The following is a 21,899-nucleotide window of genomic DNA, read 5'->3' as shown; positions in this document are numbered from 1 at the left end:
GCGTACGAAGCCATGCCGACCGCTGTGTCTCTTATCCCAGTTTAGCCAGTCCGTGACGGCATTACCGGGCCGCCCAATTCGATGGCCTTCCGGTACGCCGGACGCGCCTGCAATCGAGACAGATAGGCCGACAGATTGGGGTGGGCGGCGGTCAGCCCCGCCCCGTCCGCCAGCGCGACGAGATAGGCGAGCTGAATGTCCGCGATCGTGAAGTCGTCCCCCATCAACCATGGGCCATCGCCGACACCCGCCGCGATATAGGCAAGGGTCTTGTGTAATTCCGGCTCGACAAAAGCAGCCAGATTTTCCTGCAACCCGCCGAACATCCCGCCGATCAGCGTCAGCATGACCGGCATAGCCGCAGATCCTTCGACATAATGCAGCCATTCGTCGTGCATGACGCGGGCATCGGCGCCGGCCGGCGGAGCCAGGCGGCCATCGCCATACCGGTCGTTCAGATAGGCGAGGATCGCGCCCGACTCCGCGATCACCAGTCCGTCATCCACGATCACCGGCGCCTTGCCCAGCGGGTGTACGGCGGACAGTTCCGGCGGCGCGCGAAAGGTGGGCGTGCGCTGGTGCACCTTCAGGTCATAGGGGATGTCCAATTCTTCCAGCGCCCAAAGGACGCGGGTGGATCGGGAAAATACGAGATGGTGGAGCGTGATCACCGGAAATCCTTTCGGTCAGACGCCGACGCGCCGTTTCCTGGCGCGTCGCTCACCCAAGGATAGCGGTTACGGCATGAATGTCGAACAGGAAGGATTGCGCGCGACCAGGAACCCCGCCTGCCGCGCGGGCTATGTCAATCCCGCCGGGCCGCAAGCCAGATCGTGTGGGTCAGGTCGTCGCCATCGACGACTGCAGGCACGCTGATCTCTTCCACGGCGAAACGCGCCTGTTCCAGCCGATCAACAAATTCATCATCGGGATAGGCCGACCAGATCGCCAATGTGCCGCCGGGCTTCAATGCGGCATGCGCGGCACGCAGGCCCCAGTTGCAGTAAAGGCGTTCGTTGGCGATGTGGATCAATCCATCAGGGCCATTATCGACATCCAGCAGGATCGCATCAAATGCGCCGTCCGCGCCATCGATGACGTCATGGACGTCCGCCATCGCGACGGTGACGCGAGGGTCGGCAAGATAGTCGTGGAACAGGTGCGCCAGCGCTCCGTTGGCCCAATCCACTATTTCCGGCAGCAGTTCGGCGACCGTGATCGTCGCTGTGGCCGGCAGGGATCGCAACGCAGCGCCCAGCGTAAAGCCCATGCCCAGTCCACCGATCAGGATATGGCTATCGGATCGGGGCAGCCGCCCGCAGACGAGGGTCGCGAGCGCTTCTTCGGAATGACGGACCTGATTGCCCATCAGTTCATTGTCACCGAAGCGGATGGAATAATCGTCCCCCCGGCGAAGCAGTTGCAGCCGCCCGCCGTCGGGAAGATGCGCCGTGCCGATCAACTCGACCGGGATTGCCGCGCGGTCGTCGGGCGTCGCTAACATGCGCTATTTTCCATTGTTGCCGCCAAGCGGAAGCCATCGTCGGGCGAAAATAGGACCGGCGGTCAGGCCGCCAGCCATTCACTTGGTGGCATATTGTCCGGGTTCAGCCTTGAACGCATCGCGCGCAAAGTTACGCACGGCTGTCGCGGTCTTGAATATCTCCTCTTGCAGATGCGAGGTGACAAGCGGATACCCTTGGGAATTATAGCGGGTTTCCCGGACGGTGAGCCGGAAATTACCATCCTCATCCTTGGTGATCAAATAGGGACGGATCGCTTCTCGGCTCATGACTACTCCTGAATTCTGTTAAAGGGGCGGCAGCATCATGTGCTGCCGCAATTATTGATCAGCCCAGCATTGCCGCGACGATCCGTTTCAATTCGTTCGTCGACAGGGTCGCTGACCGGGTCGGGGATACAGATCTACCCTGTTCGTTGCAGCTGGACCGGCGGTCGCCGACATGTTTGGTCATAGTGGTAACGATATTCATTCTTAGTCCTCGCGGCTCATGCCGCACTCAATTTCAATAATCTGTGATTGAACCCGCGCCCTGACACAGTATCGGGATAATCTTCCCCCTCTTGCGTCGGATGGGCGCATATTCATTTCGATGCCGGCGGCGTGTATCCATTGAACGCGCTCTTGCCTGGCATCATCGTCGGGCCTCCACGAGGCCATCGTTTCGATATATGGCGCGGGGTGCATTCATTCAACCGGCAGCACCGCGCAAAGCCTTAGGCCGGGAGAGTCCATATGGCATCCCCCGGCGCGATCTTCAGGCTGCCTGAAGGTTGACCGCCGACATCTTGCCGCGCTGATCCTTTTCCAGCTCGTACGAAACGCGCTGGTCCTTTTCGAGCGTGCGCATGCCAGCGCGCTCAACGACGGAAATATGCACAAAGGCATCGTTGCCGCCGGTTTCGGGAGCGATGAAGCCATAGCCCTTGTCGGCATTGAAGAATTTAACGGTTCCGGTGATCATGTTCGGTCTCCTTGTCACAAGTCTGCGGGAACGCGCGACATCGCGCATCCCGGCTTAAAAGAGGCAATATGGGGACAGGGGAGAGCCGAAGCGGCCCGATATCCGTCAAAACGCGACGTTCAGCGAAATGTTGATAGCATAGTTGCATCAAAATGCAAAATCGGGCCGGGAAGCGACATGACGATCATGCGCGGGCAGACGGCCAAAGCCAGCAGGCGACGCATAAACCGGCGCATCCCCGGCGCATCGGCGCGGCTTATTGCATCCCGCCGGCAGCGGGCCGGGACAGCAGCTTTATCGCGCTTTCCACCGTGGCGTATCCCACAGAATCGGCGATCGCCAGATCAAGCGGCCGCGCACCCAGTGAGCTATTGTGCGTGTTCAGGAAGCGGATCGCTTCGGTATGACCCAGAAGCACAAAGGCAAGATGCGTGATCAGCCCTTGCCGCCGCGCCTGGTCGGGCGAAATGCGCAACTCAAGGTGACGATTGGCAAAGGCCCGCCTTCTGGGGCTAGGCGATGGAGCATTTTCCTCCTTCATGCAGAAACAGCTCCTTCCGGACAAGCCGTCCAGCTCGCGGAAGCCGCCGCGCCCCTGGAAGTCAGAAAGTCGAAAATCTGTCCGCCGACGACCTCGGCTGCATCGAGATGCTTCATCCGCGCCAGCTCGCTAGTCGCGCCAGCCGCCTGCATGAGTGAAATCTGATGCTTAAAGTAGAATTGATTGAGATCCATATGCGCCTCCACAGTAAGCGGGAGCGCGTCGGTCTCTCAGCCAAGGACGCCTACATAAAAAAAGCCCTTGATGACCTATGATATAGCCTATTTCTACACTTATACAAGGACGGCTTAATCGATCGAGAACTGCCCGGCTACCTTCGCGGTGACCAGCGTAACAGCATCTTCGAACGGCAAAATCAGCAACGTGCGGCTTTGGTCATCGGTGACCTGGATGGCGCCATTCAGGTCAATCACGCCATTGGCGACATCCGCGCTCATCAACGCGCGTGCATTTGCCAGCGCCAGGCGCAGGGCATCCGCCAGGCTGTCAAGCGCAACCCCCTCTTCGTCGGACAACATGCCGGAACGGTCGAGGAGATGAAAATGATAGCGCGCCATCCGGCGATTATAGGCGCGCCGTCAATTGCCTTGACCCCGATCCTCATTAACCCAGGCAAGCGAAAATGCTGTTTATTGCACCGGATTCGTTTTTGTGACGGACGCCTGTTCGCGCTTATCCCACGTCGGCGGATGCTGCCCGCGCGCGGCGCTCGCTGATCCTGCGCGCGCTTTCGGCCTCTCTCATCCATGATTGTGCCGCGGTCAGGCATATCGCGCGGACGTTGGGCAGATCGCTGTCGTTGGCGCGGGCGAGATGAGACGCCGCCTGGGCTTTGCAGAATTCGACTGAAGGCTGATCCATGGCCGTACCTCACTCATGAAAATGCCCGCCCCGTGAAGAGGCGGGCCTCAAAATGCGCCAGACATCGCGGGGAGCGACCAATATTTCGTCTGGCACATATCAACCATCGAGCGGGGTCAAGGTTCCGTCCCGTCGCCCTTGGCCTTACCCCAGCCTGCGCCGCAACGCCTCGCCGTCGATCGCGGCCAGCCTTCGCCCGGTGACAAGCGTCTGGCCGACGAACAGCAGGATCAGGATCGATCCGACAGTGCCCACGAAAATGTCGAAGCCAGACCATTTTCCGAACAATCCCGGACCAGCGCCCAGGACCATCATCATCAGCGTCAGCACGATCAGCATGATCCGCAGCTCGGTCGGCCCCGCCGCAAGATAGGACAGTTTGAATTCGCCAAGCACGCGGGCGGACAGAAAGGCATGGATCGACAGCAACAGATAGCCCGCAAGCGCGATCATCGCGACATCCATGGTGACGAAGGGGCTAAGGCCGATACCCGCCAATATCAGCAGCGTAGCCAGCCCGTCGCAGCTATGGTCGATGAAATATCCATAGGACGGTCGTTCGATCCGCCGGTAACGCGCCAGGCTGCCGTCCATCGAGTCCCCGAACCACTGCACGACATAGCCCAAAATGGCGAGCACCAGCCAGGGATAGGCCAGATTGCTTCCCACATAGCCAAGGAAGATCATGACAGCGCCAACCATGCCCAATGTCGTCAGCTTGTCGGGCGTGACCCATCCGGGCATGCGGGCGCACAGCCAGTTGAGAAGGCGGCGTTCCTTCGCAGCCAGCCAGTTTTCTTGGATGCGATCAAGCGGTTTGGGCGATTGGGGCAAGACTGTCATAATCTCTCAACAAAACTGCGAAATATGGGGGCAGGAGGCAGCGGCGCGAAAGGCTCCTGACCTGAAGAACAGGGTTCTGCGGGGGCCTTGTCATCCATCTGTTGCACCCCCTCCCTTGATCACGGGAGCACATAAGTCTCTCTGTCGAGTTGCGCGAACCGGGAACTCGATCAGCCCCTCTATCAGCATGATGGCAGCGGGAACAGGCGTTTTCGGCTGTTGGGCGCAGCCTCTGCAAGACCGCGACAGCCCACGACCGCGCCGGTCAGGCCCTGACCGCGCCATTTGCCCCCGCCGCTGCAAATCCTGACCCTACAATAGCACGGCCAGCGCCTGTGCAATAGCCGCATGCCCGGCGCGGGTGGGATGCCATGGCGCGCCCTGCTTCAGGTCATAATGCGGATTCATGCCGTGGCTCCATGGCTCGGCGGAGCAGGCCGTGTGATCGCGGGATGATTTGTCGGCTGGCAGGACAGTGGCTCCGTTTGCGCGCGCCACTCGCGCCGTGACAGCCGCCAGCCGCTCGCCCAGCGCACGATATTCCTTTGCCTCTGCCCCGGACAGGACGGCAGCATCGCACAGGGTCGGCGGGACCAGCGTCACATATTGGACGAAGATGAGCCTGGCCTTCGGCGCGCGGGCGGCGACCTGTCGGCTGATAGTAGTGAGATTCTGTTCCAGCTTGCGCCAGTCATCTTCGTCTGTCGCGGGTTTCGGAATGCAGGAACCACTGCCGAAAGACGCCCCCGCACGGCAACTTGCGCCCATCAAGCCCATGGCATAGCCCACGTCGTTGCCGCCGATCGTAATCGTAACCAGGCGCGTATCCGGGGTGACGGCTTCGATCTGGGCGGGCAGTTTGGACCATGGGTCAAGAACGTTGGCCGTCACCGCGCCGCCGCATGAAACATCCGTCAGCACCAGTTGCAGGCGTTGGGCCAGCAGGGAGGCGTAATTATTCACCGTGCGCCCACAGCGGGCAGGCGATCCGGGTTGCAGGGCGCCGATGCCCGCACCGGCGGCAAATGAACTGCCCATCGCGACATATCCGGCGCCCGCCCAATCCGCCGACCCCTTGTCCTGCCCCGTGGTCGCGCAGCCCGCGAGGCCCAGCGATACGATGGTGACCAGCATATGAGCAAAGCCCGTCCGCACTTTCCCGCCTTCTTTGGAAATCGTTAAAGTCAGCCACCATACGGGCCGCAAGGGCTTTGTCTATTGGCATCGACCCGGACATCGGGGAAAGGCCCCGACCATCTCCTTCCCCTCCCCGGCCACTTGCAGTGTCATGCCGTCCGCTGTAACGGGGCGACCGTCCGGGAAACCGGACACAGATCGCGCCGGTGTCCCGAAAGGGGCTTAATAGGGAACGCGGTGAGGGTAGCTGACGCCGCCCGAATCCGGGGCTGTCCCTGCAACTGTAAGCGGTGAGCGCGATGTACATGCGCGGCGGGCACAGCGCCCATGCCGCCAGCCACTGGGCCGGACGCTAAATCCTGCGAGGCTTGGGAAGGCCGTGCATCGATGCGATGACCCGTGAGCCAGGAGACCTGCCGGCGTCTGGTCGCTCTTGCTTTGGTCCAGGGGATGGCCGGGGCACGGTGAATTCCGTCTGAGCGACGAACGGGCGGCAGGGGCCGCAACGCCGGACAGCAAGGCGGTCGCGTTCGCGCGCCCATTGTCCGGCGGCGCGACCGTTCGGTACGTTTGCCGATACGGTGTCCTGACGTTCGTAACTTGAAGCTCATGCCGACGACCGAGATGGCGGCGGCATTTAAGATCGGGGAACGAAATTTGCACCACATGACATTATCCGCTCGCCGCCTGCTGCCTGCTGGCGCGTCGATCCTCGCGCTGGCGCTGGCCATGCCGGTTCAGGCAGCCGATGAAGCGCCCGCCGACGCCGAAAGCATCGTCGTCACCGCGCAAAAGGCTGGCGTTCTGCAACTCGCCCAGCCTGCCGAAGCATCCAGCCGCCTGGGCCTTACCCCCATGCAGACGCCCGCGAGCGTGGACGTCATCACAAAGGAGATGATCCGCAGCCTGGGCGACCGCACGGTCGTCGCGGCGGCTTCGCGCGCGCCCGGCATCATCAACAACACATCGGCCTTCGGCTTCTCGCTCAGCTCTCGCGGCTTCACCGGCTATACCTCGGTGATGCAGCTCTATGACGGGATGCGCGTCTACACCACGACGACGCAGACCTTCCCGGCCGATCCGTGGATGGCCGAGCGGGTGGAGGTGCTGCGCGGCGCGGCGTCGGTCCTCTATGGCGAAGGCGGGATAGGCGGCGCGATCAACGTCGTGCGCAAGCGGCCGAACACCGAACGGATGGAAGGCGAAGTCCGCCTGAGCGGCGGATCGTTCGACACCTATGCCGCCGCCGGGGGCGTGGGCGGGCCGATCAGTGACCAGCTCTCCTACCGGATCGACGCGAGCTACAACCGCTCCGGCGGCTGGATGGACCGGGGCCGTTCGCGCAGCCTGGCCCTCTCGGCGGCGCTCCGTTATCAACCGGCCGACAATCTGGCGCTGACGCTGTCCCACGACCGCGCCGATACCGACCCGACCATCTGGTACGGCACGCCGCTGCGCGATGGAAAGCTGGTGCGCGAGATTGCCCGCAAGAACTACAATATCGCCGACCGCAGCCTGCGCTTCGACGACGCATGGACGCAGGCGAAGATCGAATGGAAGCCGTCGGACGAGCTGACGATCACGAACGTCACTTATTATCTGACCGGGTTCAAGCATTGGCGTAACGCGGAAAGCTATGCCTGGACGGGGGACCAGATCCGGCGTTCCAGCTATCTGGAGATTTTCTACGATACCAAACAGGTGGGCAACCGGACCAACGCCGTCTATCAGCATAAGCTGTTCGGCCTCGATCACCGGTTCAGCCTTGGCGGCGAATATAATGTCGGCAGGCTGGAACGCGCCGACAGTTCGCCCAACAGCCAGTCCGACCTGATCGACCCCTATGACTATCAGCCCGGCGTCTTTCTGGATGGCGCATTCGGCACGCGCTATAAATATCATACCGATGTCGAGCAGTTCGCCCTTTTCGGCGAAAGCCGCCTGTCCTTCACCGACAGCCTGTCGCTGGTAACCGGCCTGCGCCACGATCGCCCGTTGACCAAACGTCATGACGCGCTCGATCCGACGATGGACTATCGCGCAACCTATCCCAGCACCAGCTGGCGCGCGGGGCTGGTCTATCAGCCGGTCGAAAGCCTGTCCCTTTATGCCCAGTATTCCGCTGCCGCCGACCCGGTCACGGCATTGCTGACGGCGTCGCTGGCGCAGACCGATTTCGACCTGTCGACCGGAAAGCAGTGGGAAGCAGGCGTCAAGACGACCTTCCTTGGCGGCAGGGGCGAATTCACCCTGTCGGGCTACCGGATCGTGAAGAAAAAGATCCTGACCCGGTCGGCCAATGATCCCACCCTGTCCGTCCAGGTGGGCCAGCAATCCTCCCATGGCGTGGAGGCGTCGTTCGGCCTTGCCCTAACGAAACAGCTCAGCATCCTTGCCAACGGCACGATCCTGAAGGCGAAATATGACGATTTTACCGAACTGGTCGGGACTGACCTTCTCAGCCGGGACGGCAACACGCCCATCGGCGTGGCGGAAAAGGCGGCCAACCTCTGGCTGTCCTGGGGACCGATCGATCCGCTGCACTTCGACGCCGGACTGCGCCATGTCGGCGAACGCTATTCCGATGCCGCGAACAGGCGGCGGATCCCAGCCTACACGCTGGTCGATGCGTCGGCCCGGTATGACATCGGAAAAAAGACCAGCCTGACGCTTAACCTGCGCAATCTGTTCGACAAGCTCTATGTCCAGAACAGCTATTCCACTTCGCAATGGGTGCTGGGCGAACCGCGCAGCGTCGCGCTGACATTCGACCAGCGGTTCTGATCCCATGACGCGCAGGAATGCATCGGCAACGGCATGGCGCGCGGTCCTTCCGCGCGTCCTGGCGGCCAGCGTCGGGGCCTATGCCGTCTGCTACGCCTGGATCGGCGCGCTGGTGCTGATCCTGCCGATGGATCGGGTGGACGCCAATATCCTGGCCACCAATGCCGCCTTCCTGCTGTTCGTCGGCATCATCCTGCGCAGCTTCGCCATCCGGGGCGTCAGGCGTCTCTGGCTGGAGATCGCGGGCGGGACGGCGCTGCCGACGATCATCATTCTGGGAGCGATGCGATGAAGGACGCTCTGCGACAGTCGATGGCCTGGCTTCACACCTGGCTGGGCCTGATTTTCGGATGGGTGCTGTTCGGCATCCTGCTGACCGGATCGCTTGCGGCCTTCTACAGCGAACTGAACCTGTGGGCCGCGCCGGAAGTCCGTGCGCCGATCCCAATCGACCGCGCGCATGCGGTCGAAATGGGGCGCAATTATCTGACGCGCCATGCGCCGGACGCGAAGCAGTGGCGGATCGTCGTCCCGACGCCGCGCGAACCGGCCCTGCGCCTCGTCTGGACGGGCAGCGACGGCAAGGCCACGACCCACAGGCTGGACCCGCAATCGGGTGCGCGCATCGCGCGTAGCATGGACGCGGGTTTTTTCTTCATGCGCTATCATTATACGCTGGGGATCAGCCGGTCGGACAGCCCGGTCGGCTTCCTGATCGTCGGCGCGGCGGGCCTTGCGATGCTTGCGGCCTGCATCAGCGGCATCATCATCCACAAGCGCATCTTCCGCGACTTCTTCACCTTTCGCCCGCACGCGTCGCGGCAACGCGCCTGGATGGACATGCATAATGTCCTGTCGGTCCTGCCGCTGCCCTTCCACATGATGATGGCCTATACCGGCCTCGTCCTCGTCTATTATGCCTATATCCCGGCCGGGGTCGCCATGCTCTACGCTGGCGACAGCAAAGCCTATCAGCGCGATGCGGCCATGTCCGTCTATACCGATGTGCAGACCGCGCCAGGCGCGCCCCGCATGACGACAGACCTGATGCCCCTGGTGAAGCGGGCGGAAAGCGCCTGGGGCGGCGGCCCGGCGGTCAGTATCTACATCAGCCATCCGAACCGCACCAATGCAGCCGTCGAAATTTGGCGTCAGCGCGACGACCGCATCGCCAGCTTTCCCGATCGCGTCGCCTTCGACGGCGTGTCGGGGAAGATGTTGCGCGTACTGACGAAACGATCCCCCGCGCGGGATGCGCAATCCGTCCTTGCGGGCCTGCATTTCATCGAATGGGGCGGCGCGGCCGCACGCTGGCTCTATTTCGCCGCTGGGCTGATGAGCGCTGGCATGGTCGCCACCGCGCTGGTCCTGTTCATCGCCAAGCGCGAAGGTCGGCGGGCAACGCCATCCTCCTTCCTCTCCATGGCGAAGACAATCACGGTCGCGGCGGTGGCGGGCAATATCATTGCCTGCGCGGCCTATCTGCTGGCGGAGCGCATCGTGCCGGTGGACGCGCTCGACCGCAGGTCGATGCTGGCGAGTTGCTATTTCCTGTCCTGGCTTGCCTGCCTCGTTCACGCGGGAATCCGCCCCTATGCATCGGCCTGGACAGAGCAACTGGCGGCAGGCGGCCTGCTCACCCTCGCCTTGCCAATCTCCAGCTGGATCGTCGGCATCGGCCTGCCCGTCACGATCATGCGGGGCGACTGGATCCGCGCAGGCGCCGACCTCATGATGCTGGCCATCGGCATGGGCCTTGCGACCGGCGCGTTCCTTGTCTTTCGTCGCACCCGGACGATAGCAGCATGACCGGCGCACTTTTCATCAGCCTCGCCATCGCAAGCTCCGGCTTTTCCCTCATGCGCCTTTCATTGGGGAATGGCGCGCGCGATTTGATCGGGATCAGACTGCGGGGATCGGTCAGAGCGCGACGCTGTACGGCAGCCTTGCTTTTGGCCGTGTCGGCAATGATGTGGGGCCTTGGCGCGGCGACCGTCCCGATCGGCCTCGTCACATGGCTGTTCTGCGTTTCGGCGCTGGCCGCGTTGCCGCTGATCCTGTTATGGCCCTTCAATCATCGCTTGGCGATTATCCTGCCCCCTGTCGCTTTCGCGATCATGGGCTTGTTGTTCCGATAGCCTGGCTGGCGACGGCCCGCTTTCAGGCCTGTCTATAGTCCCCAATGTCGATGCCGTGGCGGTTGAGCTTGTCGTAGAATGTCTTGCGGGGAAGATGCAGCGCCGCCATCGCCGATCGCGCGTCGCCGTTTACGCGCTCCAGCACCTCTCGGATGACGGAAGCCTCATAATGATCGACCCGCTGGCTGAGCGGGAGGTCGGCGTCCTGCTCCACATCGTCCGCTTCCACCCCCAGCAGGATGCGCTTGGCGTAATTGGCCAGTTCGCGCACATTGCCGGGCCAGTCATGCGTGGTCAGCCTGGCCCGCACGGCGGGGCCGACTTCGGGCGCCTCCCGCCCCAACTGATCGGCCGCCTGATGCAACAGATAGCCAAACAGTAATGGCACATCCTCCCGCCGGTCGCGCAGGGGCGGAATGCGCAGCCGCACCATGTCGAGCCGATAGAGCAGGTCCGCGCGAAACCGCCCCTCCGCCACGCTGCTGTCGATGCCGGGCTTCGCCGCCGCAATGACCCGCACGTCCAGCGGTTGCGGCTGCTGCGCGCCGACCGGATGAATTTCCCGTTCCTCCAGCACGCGCAGCAGCGCCCCCTGCAACCGTGCCGGACTGCTTTCTATCTCGTCCAGGAACAACGTGCCGCGATGGGCGCGGGCGATGCGCCCGGATTGCGTCAGCTGGGCGCGCCCCTCCTGCCCGAACAGGTCCGCTTCTGCGATTGTATCGGGCAGGGCCGCGCAGTTGATCGCAACGAAGGGCCGTCCGCGCCGACGGCTCCAGCGGTGCAGCAGGGTCGCGACCAGTTCCTTGCCCGTGCCCGTCTCCCCTTCGATCAACACATCGACGTCCGCATCGGCGATCTGCCGCATATGTTCGCGCAGACGCACCATGGCGGGGCTTTCACCGATCAGCGGTTCACCCCCTCCGCTTTCATCGGCTGCGGCGCGCAGGCGGCGATTGTCGAGCACCAGCGTCCGCATCTCCAGCGCACGGCGCGCCGCCGCGATCAGGTGATCGGTGGCAAAAGGCTTGGCGATGAAGTCAAACGCGCCTTGTTTCAGGGCCGACACAGCCATCGCAACGTCGCCATGCCCGGTCATCAGGATCACGGGTATCTGATGGTCGATCGCCGAAATGCGGCGAAACAGTTCCTGCCCATCCATGCGCGGCATGCGGATGTCTGAAATGACGGCTCCCGCAAAGCCCGCGTCGAGCTGCCCCAGCGCTTCCCCCGCATCGGCGAAACAGCGGACAGGCAGGTCGGCCAGATCGAAGGACTGCGCCAGCGCCGTTCGCAACGCGTCATCATCGTCGATCAGCAGCAGGTGCGGCGTATCGGTCATGCCTTCACCAACGTCATGCGAAACACCGTATGCAGCTCGTCAGAGACCAGGTCGAGCGCACCGCCAAATTCCACCATGATGTCCCGTGCGATGTGGAGGCCGAGGCCAAGGCCACCGGGCTTCGATGTGGCAAAAGGCATGAACAGATCGTCGCGCGAGGCGGGGTCAATGCCCGGCCCGCTGTCCCTCACGTCCAGATACAGCCTGTCGCCCTCATCGGTCAGCGTAACCATGACCCATGCATCCGGCTGACCGCTGACCGCATCCAGCGCATTGTTCAAAAGGTTGATGAGCACCTGTTCCAACCGGACCCGCCCGGCGCGCACCTTCACGCCGGGATCCACGTCGGGCAAGGTCAGCCGGACGCCCGCGCCCCGGAACCGGTCGGCGATCAACAGCCGCACGCCCTCTATCGCCTGCACCAGCGGCACGGGGCCGATCTCTCCCACGCCCCGCCGGGCAAAGCGGCGCAGCTGCGCGGTGATGCTGCCGATCCGGTCGGTCATGGCGACGATCTCGCGCAGGTTCGCGCTGGCCTGTTCGGGCTTTTCCCGCTCCAGAAACAGCCCGGCATTTTCCGCAAAGGTGCGGATGGCGGCGACCGGCTGGTTGATTTCATGGGCCACGCCAGCGGAAATCGTGCCCAAAGTGCCCAGCCGGTTGGCGTGGGCCAGTTCCTCGCGGGCCTGCCGATAGCGCCGGTCAGCCCGGCTGCGCGCCTCCATTTCATGGCCCAGCGCCTCGGTACGCAGCGCCACTTCGCGTTCCAGCCTTTCGCGATCCCGCACCGCGCGCCGCCTGCGGGCCATGAACCACCCAAGGATCGCACCCAGCAACGCCAGGAAGATCGCGAACAGCATGGTCGCGATCCGCGTCCGCTGACTCACGCCCGCCAGCGCGTCGCCGATCGGCGCAACCTCATAAAGCCGCCATCCACGGACCGGGGCCGGCATATCGGCGACGATAGCCTCGCCCCCGCCGCGCAAACGGGCGCTGCCATCCGGGTTCAGGGTCAGGCCGACCGGCGTCAGCGGCGCGCCGCCAAATTGAAGCGCGTCCTGAATCTGGCGGCGCAAGGCGGGCGACACGGGCTTTAGCGCCAGGAACCGGCGCGCAGGATCGCTGCTGAGCAGAAGGATGCCATTCTGGTCCGCCACGAACGTCCATGTCCGCCCATCCGCCCATGCGCGTTCGATGGCGTCGAACTCCACCTTCACGACGATGACGCCCATCGGCCCGTCCCGACCATCGACCCGCCGGGCGAGATAAAGGCCCGGTCGGCGGCTGACGGTGCCCAGCGCGAAATATTCGCCGCCGCCATCGCGCCAGCCCAACTGGTAATAGGGACGGAAAGCATAATTCTGTCCGACGAAGCTGTCGGGATTACGCGCATTGGATGCCGCGATCGTCCGCCCCGTCGCATCCAGGATGAAGATCGCCGCCGCCCCTGTCTTTCCCGTCAGCAGCGCCAGCTTGTCATTGAGCGCCATGTCGGCGCGGCCCGACCGCAGCGCATCGCGCAGGTCGGAATATTCGCCCAGCACGACCGGGATCAGCCGGAACTTCTGCAATTCCGATTCCAGCAGCCTTAGCTGCGCGCGCGCCTGCGAACTGACATCTTCGCGCTTGTCCTCGATCAGCGTCCGGCGCGCCTGCTGGTCATAACGAACCGCGAAGGCCCAGCAGGCCGCAACGCCCACCGCCAGCAGGATCAGGATCGACCATAAAGGGAATCGCCGGACGGCCATTTGTGTGGATTATCACACAATATACAGCCCCGCGATGTGGAAACCCGCACCGATAATTCCCGGCGATTGCGCGCGGTCGGACAAAAGTCGATCCACATCAATGGGTTAGAAAAATGCCCTTCCCCCATTGTCTCCGGCGCGCGAAAGCGCGACCCTTCGTGCCAATCGTCGGCAGCCATAGCCGGCTGTGGAGAGATGGAGCGTCGCACATGATCCGCCCTGATTTAGTCGCCGGCACTGCCCCGTCCGTCAAACGGCGATGGACGTCGCAACTCTATGTGCAGGTGCTGATCGCGATCGTGGCGGGCGCCATCCTGGGGCATTTCTGGCCCGCCCAGGGAGAAGCGCTCAAGCCGCTGGGCGACGCCTTCATCAAACTAGTGAAGATGATCATCGCGCCGGTCATCTTCCTGACGATCGTCACCGGCATCGCGGGCATGAAGGAATTGGGTTCGGTGGGCCGGGTCGCGGGCAAGGCCTTCGCCTATTTCCTGACCTTCTCCACATTGGCGCTGGTCGTCGGCCTGATCGTGGCCAACGTCGTTCAACCGGGTGCGGGCATGAACATCGACCCCGCCACGCTCGACGGCGCGGCGGTCGCCGACTATGCGGCGAAAGCGCATGAATCGACGCTGACGGGCTTTCTGCTCGACGTCATCCCCTCAACGCTGCTCGGCGCGTTTACCAGCGGCAACATCCTTCAGATCCTGCTGATCGCCATCTTGTTCGGCATCGCCATCAGCCTTGTGGGCGAAGCGGCCCAGCCGGTTGTCGGCTTCCTGGAACGGCTGAGCCTGATCGTCTTCAAGCTGGTGTCGATATTGATGCGCGCAGCCCCCATCGGCGCGTTCGGCGCCATTGCCTTCACCATCGGCAAATATGGCATCGGCAGCCTTGCCAACCTGGGCGCGCTGGTGGCGACCTTCTACCTTACGTCCCTGCTGTTCGTGATCGTCGTGCTGGGCACGGTCGCCCGCCTTTGCGGCTTTTCGATCTTTCGCCTGCTGCGCTACCTGCGGGCCGAACTGCTGTTGGTGCTGGGCACATCCTCTTCGGAAGCGGCGCTGCCCAACCTCATCGACAAGATGGAGCGGGCCGGGTGCGAAAAGTCGGTCGTCGGCCTGGTCGTACCCACCGGCTACAGCTTCAACCTGGACGGCACCAACATCTACATGACGCTCGCCGCGCTGTTTATCGCGCAGGCGACCGGCGTGGAACTGACCCTGTGGCAGGAAATCCTGCTGCTCGCGGTCGCCATGCTTTCGTCCAAGGGTGCGGCTGGCGTGACGGGCGCGGGTTTCATCACGCTGGCGGCGACGCTTTCCATCGTGCCGACCGTGCCGGTGGCGGGCATGGCGCTGATCCTGGGCGTGGACCGCTTCATGAGCGAATGCCGCAGCCTCACCAACTTCATCGGTAATGCCGTGGCGACCATCGTCGTCGCCCGATGGGAAGGCGCGCTTGACCGGCAGATGCTGGACGATGCGCTGGCGGGCCGCGTGGCCGACGACCCCGAACAGGAATCGGCCCGGACGCTCGCCGCCGCCTGATCTGAAACAGCCGCGAAGGACGTCACGCGCGCTCGACGGTCACCGACTGCGCGTTGAACTTCACCTCGCCAAACGCCGTCAGAAAGGCGACGTCGGCGGCGTCTCGCCCCACGCCGATCTTCACCATGTCGGCCTCTCTCGCCATGCCGGTCGGATCGACCAGATGCCATTCGCCGCCCAGGAACACCTCCGCCACCGCGTGGAAATCGGGCGGATCGACGCCCAGCGCGTAAACGCTGGCGATGCGCGCGGGGATGCCTTCTGCTCGGGCAAAGGTGATCAGCAGATGGGCATAGTCGCGGCACACACCCTTGCGCATGATGAAGCTGTCGGCGGCCGTCGTGTCGCTATTGCTTGATCCGGGTACATAACGCAGGTGATCGTGTATCCAGTCGCGCATCGCCACGACCATCGCGCCACCTTCCAGCCCGGCGAAGGCGCCATCCACGAAATCATGGAACCGATCCGCCGGACAATAGCGCGACGGCATCAAATATTGCACCGTCTCGCCCGGCAGCTGATGCAGCGGAACACGGTCCAGCGTATCGCAGGGCGTCAGGATGCGGTTGATCGCCACCGTTGCGCGATAATCGACGATCAGCCTGTCTTCGGCGCGCACCCATATCCGCTCGCCCACGCCGTCCTGCGCCGCGACGCTGGCCACATGCTCGCACGGCGACAGGTCCAGCGACTGCGACTCCACCTGCTGCTCGGGAATCTGCGCTGCTTCCAGCTGAAGCAGAATGTCCATCGGCCGCGTCAATTCATAGTCGAGATGCACGGCTATCGAGAGCGTCATCAATCTTCCTTTTGACAAAGGTTAGGGGCGCCCAAGCCGGGCATCGGAAACAGGAAAGCCAATGGCCGCGAACGTCGCGCAAGCGGGACGATTACCACCGCCCAAGGTTCCTTGAAAGAAGCGCCATGCCCGCGCCAGAGCGAAAAATTTTCGCGCGCCTTCGCTCCATCCATCCGGTGCGATACGGCAGGCATATTTTCGGCAGGCGGACGGTTTGACGCCCGCCCCCGCTAAGGCTACCGCCGCCGCCATGATCGCCCTGCTTTCCCCCGCCAAGACGCTCGATTTTGAGCGCACGCTTCCCCCACTCGACGCATCGACGCCCCATTTCGCACAGGAAGCGCGCACCCTCGCCCGCTCGGCGGCGAATCTGACGCAGAAACGGCTGTCGGAACTGATGCATATCTCGCCGCGCCTGGCGAAGCTGAATGCCGATCGGTTCCGGGACTTTGACGATCTGCCCGAACGCCCGGCGCTCTTCGCCTTTGCCGGGGACGTCTATACCGGCTTTGAAGTCGATACGCTGGATCAGGCGGGCGTCGCCTTCGCGCAGGATCATGTGCGCATGCTGTCGGGCCTTTATGGCCTGCTGCGGCCGTTGGACGCCATCCGCCCCTATCGCCTTGAAATGGGCACGCGCTGGGCGCCGCGCCACAAAAGCCTGACCGACTGGTGGGGCGACCGGATCGCGCAATTGCTACGGGATCAGTTGGCGGAAGAAGGATCGGGCGTCATCCTCAACCTCGCCAGCCAGGAATATTTCGCCGCCGTCAAGGACAGGTTGACCGGCATACGAGTGATCGACGTCGATTTTCGCGAACCCGGCCCCAACGGCCCCCGCTTCGTCAGCTTCAACGCCAAGCGCGCGCGCGGCATGATGGCGCGCTGGCTGTGCGAACATCATATCACGGACGTTGAGGCGATGCGCGGTTTCGACAGCGACGGCTATCGGTTCGATGCTGACGAAAGCGAAGCGGACCGCTGGCGCTTCACCCGCGCATGAGTGCGTCTGCCAAAGCGTCCGCCGTCATCATCGGCGCGTCCGGGGGGATCGGCGGGGCGCTGGAGGCCGCGCTGATCGAGGAGGGCGCCTTTGCCGTGGTTCATGGCTTCGCGCGGTCGCGGAAGGGCGCGCAGCATCTCGACCTGCTCGACGAAGCGAGCATCGCAGCAGCAGCAGCGCATGTCGCCAGCGGTCCTGCGCCCAATCTGGTTATCGTCGCCACTGGCCTGCTCCATGCCGGGGGTCGCGGCCCCGAAAAGGCGTTGCGCGATCTTGATCCCGACTGGCTGGCGCAGCTTTACGCGGTCAACGCCATCGGCCCCGCGCTCGTCGCCAAGCATTTCCTGCCGATCATGCCACGGCAGGGCCGCACCCTGTTTGCAGCGCTGTCGGCACGGGTCGGATCGATCGGCGACAATCGCCTCGGCGGCTGGCACGGCTATCGCGCATCGAAGGCCGCGCTCAACATGCTGGTCCGCACCCTCGCGATAGAGGAACGCCGCCGCAACGACCGCGCGATCGTCGTGGCGCTGCATCCCGGCACCGTCGACACCGCTCTGTCACGCCCCTTTCAGGGCAATGTCCCCGATGGCCGCCTGTTCGATGCCGAACGCGCCGCCCTGCAACTGCTGGACGTGATCGAAGGGCTGAAGACACCCGACAGCGGCAAGCTTTTCGATTTTCAGGGCGAAGAAGTCCCGTTCTGAACGGGAAGGCTGGCTCCCCCGGTCGCGGATCGCTACGAAGCTGATTCGGAAATACAGATGACGGAACGCGCGGCAGCGCGCGAGCCTGTTCATCCTTGGCGCATAACGACTTTTTTGGGAGATGGAGATGGTCCGACTGTCACACCGCGGGGTTTGCGTGAGCGACATCGCTGCATCGGAACGCTTTTACCGTGAGGGCCTTGGCTTTGAACCCTATCAGGATCATGGCGTCGTTGAAGGCCCCGACATGGCCAAGACCATGCAGATCCCGGACGTTCGGTTACGTGCCGTCATGCTCAAGCGCCCGGATGGGCCGGTGATCGAGCTTCTGAAATTCCTGCAACCCGACGCGACCGGAGCGCGCGAAAGACGTCCGATGGTACAATATGGCCTGGTGCATCTGTCCTTTTACGTCGATGACATCGACGCCTGGGCCGCGCACATCGTCCAGGCGGGCGGGACCGTTCATGAAGAAACCCGCGCCCATTTCGAAGCGGGCGGCACGACCATGCTTTACTGCACCGACCCGGATGGCGTGCGGGTAGAGCTTATGCAGGCGCCGGGAGAAGCCGAGCGTTTCTCGCACAGCGGCATTTGCGTGGACGATATCGACGTCGCCTTGTCCTATTATGCCGCGCTTGGGTTCAGCCCCGCTGAAAATCATGTCCTCGACCAGGGTTTCGACTGGCTCAGCACCATAACCGAAGTGCCCAATATCAAGCTGCGCGCCCAGATGATCCGGGATTCGGAAGGCAACACGATAGAATTGCTGAAGATGCTGGAACCGGCCAGCTTTGGATCGCGTGAGCGCCAGCCCCTCAATCGCTTTGGCCTCACGCACCTGGCGTTCTGGGATGACGATCCCGCAACGACGGCGGCCCGACTGACGGAGCGGGGCGGATATTTCGTCGAAGAGGCGCATGTGACCACCCCGGCGATCGAACTGATGCACGGCGCAGACCCCGATGGCGTGCGCATCGAACTCATGCGGCTGGTATCGTCGCCGGGGTGACGTGCGGGCGATCCGGCCGCGGCTAGCCGGAACGCGACCCTTTCTGGATAAGCGGTTCGGCGACGTCCCACAGGCGACGCGCCGCTTCCGCATCCAGCGAGGCGGCGGTCACGCCCCATCCCGGTGGCAGCGCAGGCGACCAGATGGTCGCGAGGGCGCAATCCTCGACATAAAGGCCGCCCCTGCCCTCCAGCCCGGCCGCCACGGCGGTCCATACCGGCGAGGCCGCGCCTTCCTCCGGCGTCTTCATGCGGCCTTGGGGCAATGTGCCATCCTCATTCACCCACCCCAGGCGCACGGCATCCTCGAACGTCACGTGGCGGCCAAGATTGGTGGCGACGCCGCCCGGTGTCACGGCATTCATGGTCACGCCCTTGTCCGCATGGCGGCGGCTATATTCCACCGCCAGCAGGTTGGCGCACAGCTTGGCATGACCATAGGCCTCGAACTTTTCATAGTCGCGCCGTTCATAATTCAGGTCATCGAGCCGCAGCTCCGCGAAATGATGGGAACCCGAAGAGACGATCACCACCCGCCCCTTCCGCGCCGCCAGATTGGGCAACAGCAATTGGGAAAGCAGGAAGGGCGCGAAATAATTGACCGCCATCTGGCTTTCAAAGCCATCCTCGGTCCGGGTCAGCGGCGGCCCCATCAGCCCGGCATTGTTGATGAGCAGGTCAAGCGGACGGTCGCCCCACCGCGCGGCAAAGGCGCGAACCGACGCCATGGAAAGCAGGTCGATCGCGGCAACCTGAGGCCGCACCGGCGCGCCTCCCTGCGCGATCTCTGCAGCGGCGCGCTCGCCTGCCGCGACGTCCCGAACCGCCAGCGTGACGTCGGCGCCCGCGCCTGCCAGGGCGGACGCGATCGCCACCCCCACGCCTGACGATCCGCCGGTGACAATCGCGGTGCGGCCCGACAGATCCATGTCGCGCAGCACATCGCGGGCGGTGGGATAATTATCCTGATTATCAGTCATGATCTCTCCTGTGCCCTCTCCCTAACGTCCCCGAACGACGCCTCCAAGCCGAGAATTGCGGTGCGAGCGCCGCCGCATTCGCCCGCCTGTCGCCGCTCGTCGCAAATCGATTGACGTCGGAGGAGCCGCCGGGGAATAGCTCGATCAAAGGGATCAGGGGGTGCGGCCAATGAAGTTCGGTATGGCGATGTCGGTGTTGGCGGCCTGTGCCGCGCTTGCGCCATCGGCGGCGCTTGCGGACGATCCGCGCGACCCGTCGATGCAAAGCGCGCAGGCGCGGGCGCGCGACAGGGCGATCATCAAGCGGATGAACCAGCAGCAACTGGCCTATGTCCGTGAACGCGACGCCAGGATCATGAACGATTATCGCCAGGCGCGCAGCGGCGGCGATGGATATGCCAGTGCCCGCCGCGAACATGCGCGCGACATGGCCCAGTGGCGGCGCGCCGTGGCCGCCTGCAATGCGGGCCGCTGGGAATATTGCGATAACTGACGCTCACGGGCCAGTCCTTCGCGATCAGGCACTGGACCGCGAAGCGCTCCAACACCTTGAAGGCCCCCATTCGCTGATCCAATGCGACCTTGCGGAGGGGGACTTTTCCCATCTGGATCTGTCGGACTGGTCATTCGAACGCTGCAATCTGCGGCAGGCGGATTTCAGCAGGGCCACGCTGGAACGCACGCGCTGGCAATCATGCCGGGCGGCGTTCGCGAAGCTGACGGCGTGCGATCTGGGCGACGCTGCCTTCTTCGCCAGCGATTTCAACAATGCGTCCTTCAAACGCGCCACGCTGGAAGGCGCGCGGTTCGAACAGTGCAAACTCACCGGCGCCGACCTGACCGACGTGCGGGCCATCAATCTCCGTTTCGACGAAACGCTGCTCATCGATGCCAAGCTGCCGGCCCTGTCCTTCCACCGGACGACGCTGAACCGCATCGACCTGTCGCAGGCCGATCTGCGAAAATGCGATTTCCGGCAGGCGCGTTTCATCGAATCCAGCCTGCGCGAAGCCAACATGCAAGGGTGCCGTTTCGAAGGAGCGGACCTGCGCGGAGCCGATCTGGGCGGCCTGCGCCTTGTCGATGCCACCCTCTTTCGCGGCGCGACCATTTCGCGGGAACAGGCGGCGCAGCTTCTGAAGGAACTGGGCCTCAACATCCGCTGACGAGCCGGTTAGGCTCAGCCGACTTATCCCTGCTCCTGCCATGCGCTATAGGACCGACATGACGAAAATTCTTCTTGCAGGCGCAACGGGGCTGGTCGGCGGTCACGCGCTCACGCTGATGCTGGCCGACGATCGCGTAAGCCAGCTTGTCGCACCCACCCGCCGGCCCCTCCCGCCGCATCCCAAGCTGGTCAATCCGCTGACCGACAGCTCTTCCTTGCCGTCCGACGCGCCCTGGTGGGCCGTCGATGGCGTCGTCTGCGCCATCGGCACCACGCGGGCGAAGGCCGGATCGGCCGCCGCCTTTCGCGCGATCGATCGCGACTATGTTCTGGCCATCGCCCGGCACGCACGAACAGCGGGCGCACGCCGCTTTGCCCATACTTCCTCAATGGGCGCAAATCCGCGCGCGCCGCTGTTCTATTCAAGAACAAAGGGTGAGGCTGAAGCGGAGATATCGCGGCTCGGATTCCCTTCCCTCACCATCGTTCGGCCGGGCCTGCTAGGCGGAAACCGCAACGAACACCGTCCGATGGAACAGGCGATGGAAAGGCTGCTGCGCATCGCGGCCCCCATCCTTCCCCCGTGGCCCGCATCAGTCCCGCGATCACCGTCGCGCATCTGCTTGTCGAAGCCGCCCTGACCGGCCCGGACGGCACGCGGATCATCTCCTCTGGCGACATCGCCCGGATGCGCCACCGCTGATATAGCTTGGCCACGCAGCCATCGTACTCCGCATCCCGTGCATGGAACAAGGGCCGTCACCTCCATTTGCGTCGGAC

26 protein-coding genes and 1 riboswitch are annotated in these 21,899 nt (G+C 63.6%); of the genes, 11 read left to right on the top strand and 15 right to left on the bottom strand.

Features of this window, described 5'->3' with window-relative positions; translation table 11 throughout:
* Nucleotides 1-41: 41 nt before the first annotated feature.
* The 11 genes from B6S01_RS16040 to B6S01_RS15995 all read right to left on the bottom strand — a co-directional run bounded on the left by B6S01_RS16040 (nucleotide 42) and on the right by B6S01_RS15995 (nucleotide 5,886).
* A complete protein-coding gene (locus B6S01_RS16040; protein WP_037468128.1) occupies nucleotides 42-671 on the bottom strand; it encodes a glutathione S-transferase family protein in 630 nt (209 codons plus the stop codon).
* A 134-nt stretch (nucleotides 672-805) separates the two neighbouring features.
* The gene (locus tag B6S01_RS16035) at nucleotides 806-1,504 is read right to left on the bottom strand and encodes a spermidine synthase family protein (RefSeq protein WP_037468131.1); all 699 of its coding nucleotides are present in this window, start codon (nucleotides 1,502-1,504) and stop codon (nucleotides 806-808) included.
* A gap of 78 nt (nucleotides 1,505-1,582) precedes the next feature.
* Nucleotides 1,583-1,792 carry a hypothetical protein gene (locus B6S01_RS16030; protein WP_037468132.1) on the bottom strand — a complete coding sequence of 70 codons (210 nt, stop codon included), beginning with the start codon at nucleotides 1,790-1,792 and terminating at the stop codon, nucleotides 1,583-1,585.
* A gap of 58 nt (nucleotides 1,793-1,850) precedes the next feature.
* Nucleotides 1,851-1,994, bottom strand: coding sequence for a hypothetical protein (locus B6S01_RS21150; protein WP_156103397.1), 144 nt, complete (start codon nucleotides 1,992-1,994; stop codon nucleotides 1,851-1,853).
* A gap of 285 nt (nucleotides 1,995-2,279) precedes the next feature.
* The gene (locus tag B6S01_RS16025; protein WP_037468133.1) at nucleotides 2,280-2,486 is read right to left on the bottom strand and encodes a cold-shock protein; all 207 of its coding nucleotides are present in this window, start codon (nucleotides 2,484-2,486) and stop codon (nucleotides 2,280-2,282) included.
* Nucleotides 2,487-2,742: 256 nt separating this feature from the next.
* Entirely contained in the window at nucleotides 2,743-3,027 is a 285-nt protein-coding gene (locus tag B6S01_RS16020) for a hypothetical protein (protein WP_037468134.1), read from the bottom strand.
* Entirely contained in the window at nucleotides 3,024-3,221 is a 198-nt protein-coding gene (locus B6S01_RS16015) for a hypothetical protein (RefSeq protein WP_081570513.1), read from the bottom strand. Before B6S01_RS16015 ends, B6S01_RS16020 begins: the two co-directional genes overlap by 4 nt.
* Before the next feature lie 114 nt (nucleotides 3,222-3,335).
* Nucleotides 3,336-3,605, bottom strand: a complete 270-nt coding sequence (locus B6S01_RS16010; protein ID WP_051908496.1) for a DUF6894 family protein — start codon at nucleotides 3,603-3,605, stop codon at nucleotides 3,336-3,338.
* A gap of 115 nt (nucleotides 3,606-3,720) precedes the next feature.
* Nucleotides 3,721-3,909: a hypothetical protein gene (locus B6S01_RS16005; protein ID WP_037468138.1), complete on the bottom strand. Its 189-nt coding sequence runs from the start codon at nucleotides 3,907-3,909 to the stop codon at nucleotides 3,721-3,723.
* Between the two features lie 144 nt (nucleotides 3,910-4,053).
* The gene (locus B6S01_RS16000; RefSeq protein ID WP_037468140.1) at nucleotides 4,054-4,752 is read right to left on the bottom strand and encodes a CDP-alcohol phosphatidyltransferase family protein; all 699 of its coding nucleotides are present in this window, start codon (nucleotides 4,750-4,752) and stop codon (nucleotides 4,054-4,056) included.
* Nucleotides 4,753-5,064: 312 nt separating this feature from the next.
* The gene (locus B6S01_RS15995; RefSeq protein WP_037468141.1) at nucleotides 5,065-5,886 is read right to left on the bottom strand and encodes an SGNH/GDSL hydrolase family protein; all 822 of its coding nucleotides are present in this window, start codon (nucleotides 5,884-5,886) and stop codon (nucleotides 5,065-5,067) included.
* Nucleotides 5,887-6,076: 190 nt separating this feature from the next.
* Nucleotides 6,077-6,324, top strand: a riboswitch (cobalamin riboswitch).
* Nucleotides 6,325-6,555: 231 nt separating this feature from the next.
* Here B6S01_RS15995 and B6S01_RS15990 point away from each other — a divergent pair.
* From B6S01_RS15990 to B6S01_RS15980, 4 genes are read left to right on the top strand one after another with little or no spacing between them, the layout of a single operon-like run.
* Entirely contained in the window at nucleotides 6,556-8,673 is a 2,118-nt protein-coding gene (locus B6S01_RS15990) for a TonB-dependent receptor (protein ID WP_157704830.1), read from the top strand.
* 4 nt (nucleotides 8,674-8,677) lie between these two features.
* Complete coding sequence (locus tag B6S01_RS21145; protein WP_037468142.1) at nucleotides 8,678-8,965, top strand: hypothetical protein; 288 nt, start codon at nucleotides 8,678-8,680, stop codon at nucleotides 8,963-8,965.
* Nucleotides 8,962-10,482 carry a PepSY-associated TM helix domain-containing protein gene (locus B6S01_RS15985; protein WP_051908500.1) on the top strand — a complete coding sequence of 507 codons (1,521 nt, stop codon included), beginning with the start codon at nucleotides 8,962-8,964 and terminating at the stop codon, nucleotides 10,480-10,482. Before B6S01_RS21145 ends, B6S01_RS15985 begins: the two co-directional genes overlap by 4 nt.
* Nucleotides 10,479-10,811: a hypothetical protein gene (locus B6S01_RS15980; RefSeq protein WP_037468144.1), complete on the top strand. Its 333-nt coding sequence runs from the start codon at nucleotides 10,479-10,481 to the stop codon at nucleotides 10,809-10,811. Before B6S01_RS15985 ends, B6S01_RS15980 begins: the two co-directional genes overlap by 4 nt.
* A gap of 22 nt (nucleotides 10,812-10,833) precedes the next feature.
* Here the strand turns inward: B6S01_RS15980 and B6S01_RS15975 are convergent, their stop codons facing one another.
* Nucleotides 10,834-12,153, bottom strand: coding sequence for a sigma-54-dependent transcriptional regulator (locus B6S01_RS15975; protein ID WP_037468145.1), 1,320 nt, complete (start codon nucleotides 12,151-12,153; stop codon nucleotides 10,834-10,836).
* Nucleotides 12,150-13,901: a sensor histidine kinase gene (locus tag B6S01_RS15970; protein WP_037468148.1), complete on the bottom strand. Its 1,752-nt coding sequence runs from the start codon at nucleotides 13,899-13,901 to the stop codon at nucleotides 12,150-12,152. The genes B6S01_RS15975 and B6S01_RS15970 overlap by 4 nt, the downstream gene beginning before the upstream one ends.
* A 209-nt stretch (nucleotides 13,902-14,110) precedes the next feature.
* Between B6S01_RS15970 and B6S01_RS15965 the strand changes: the two genes are divergently transcribed.
* Nucleotides 14,111-15,451, top strand: a complete 1,341-nt coding sequence (locus tag B6S01_RS15965; protein WP_037468150.1) for a dicarboxylate/amino acid:cation symporter — start codon at nucleotides 14,111-14,113, stop codon at nucleotides 15,449-15,451.
* Nucleotides 15,452-15,473: 22 nt separating this feature from the next.
* On the opposite strand, the gene B6S01_RS15960 is transcribed toward B6S01_RS15965, so the two are convergent.
* Nucleotides 15,474-16,250 (bottom strand): transglutaminase-like domain-containing protein, encoded by a 777-nt coding sequence (locus tag B6S01_RS15960; protein WP_037468152.1) that lies wholly within the window; start codon nucleotides 16,248-16,250, stop codon nucleotides 15,474-15,476.
* Between the two features lie 250 nt (nucleotides 16,251-16,500).
* Here B6S01_RS15960 and yaaA point away from each other — a divergent pair, with 250 nt between their 5' ends.
* The 3 genes from yaaA to B6S01_RS15945 all read left to right on the top strand — a co-directional run bounded on the left by yaaA (nucleotide 16,501) and on the right by B6S01_RS15945 (nucleotide 18,972).
* On the top strand, nucleotides 16,501-17,253 hold the full coding sequence (yaaA, locus tag B6S01_RS15955) for a peroxide stress protein YaaA (protein ID WP_037468154.1): 753 nt from the start codon (nucleotides 16,501-16,503) through the stop codon (nucleotides 17,251-17,253).
* Nucleotides 17,250-17,960, top strand: coding sequence for an SDR family NAD(P)-dependent oxidoreductase (locus tag B6S01_RS15950; RefSeq protein WP_037468155.1), 711 nt, complete (start codon nucleotides 17,250-17,252; stop codon nucleotides 17,958-17,960). The genes yaaA and B6S01_RS15950 overlap by 4 nt, the downstream gene beginning before the upstream one ends.
* A 121-nt stretch (nucleotides 17,961-18,081) precedes the next feature.
* Nucleotides 18,082-18,972, top strand: a complete 891-nt coding sequence (locus tag B6S01_RS15945; protein WP_051908502.1) for a VOC family protein — start codon at nucleotides 18,082-18,084, stop codon at nucleotides 18,970-18,972.
* Nucleotides 18,973-18,994: 22 nt separating this feature from the next.
* On the opposite strand, the gene B6S01_RS15940 is transcribed toward B6S01_RS15945, so the two are convergent.
* On the bottom strand, nucleotides 18,995-19,951 hold the full coding sequence (locus B6S01_RS15940; protein WP_037468156.1) for an SDR family NAD(P)-dependent oxidoreductase: 957 nt from the start codon (nucleotides 19,949-19,951) through the stop codon (nucleotides 18,995-18,997).
* Between the two features lie 169 nt (nucleotides 19,952-20,120).
* Here B6S01_RS15940 and B6S01_RS15935 point away from each other — a divergent pair, with 169 nt between their 5' ends.
* Genes B6S01_RS15935 through B6S01_RS15925 form a run of 3 tightly spaced genes read left to right on the top strand, consistent with a single transcriptional unit; the run spans nucleotide 20,121 to nucleotide 21,760 of the window.
* Nucleotides 20,121-20,444, top strand: a complete 324-nt coding sequence (locus B6S01_RS15935; protein ID WP_051908504.1) for a hypothetical protein — start codon at nucleotides 20,121-20,123, stop codon at nucleotides 20,442-20,444.
* Entirely contained in the window at nucleotides 20,413-21,117 is a 705-nt protein-coding gene (locus tag B6S01_RS15930) for a pentapeptide repeat-containing protein (protein ID WP_051908505.1), read from the top strand. Before B6S01_RS15935 ends, B6S01_RS15930 begins: the two co-directional genes overlap by 32 nt.
* A 58-nt stretch (nucleotides 21,118-21,175) precedes the next feature.
* On the top strand, nucleotides 21,176-21,760 hold the full coding sequence (locus tag B6S01_RS15925; protein ID WP_322788875.1) for a Rossmann-fold NAD(P)-binding domain-containing protein: 585 nt from the start codon (nucleotides 21,176-21,178) through the stop codon (nucleotides 21,758-21,760).
* Nucleotides 21,761-21,899 lie beyond the last annotated feature (139 nt).

It is taken from the genome of Sphingobium herbicidovorans, assembly GCF_002080435.1.
Classification (GTDB): Bacteria; Pseudomonadota; Alphaproteobacteria; order Sphingomonadales; family Sphingomonadaceae; genus Sphingobium; species Sphingobium herbicidovorans.
This window is presented reverse-complemented; position numbering and strand designations above follow the sequence as displayed.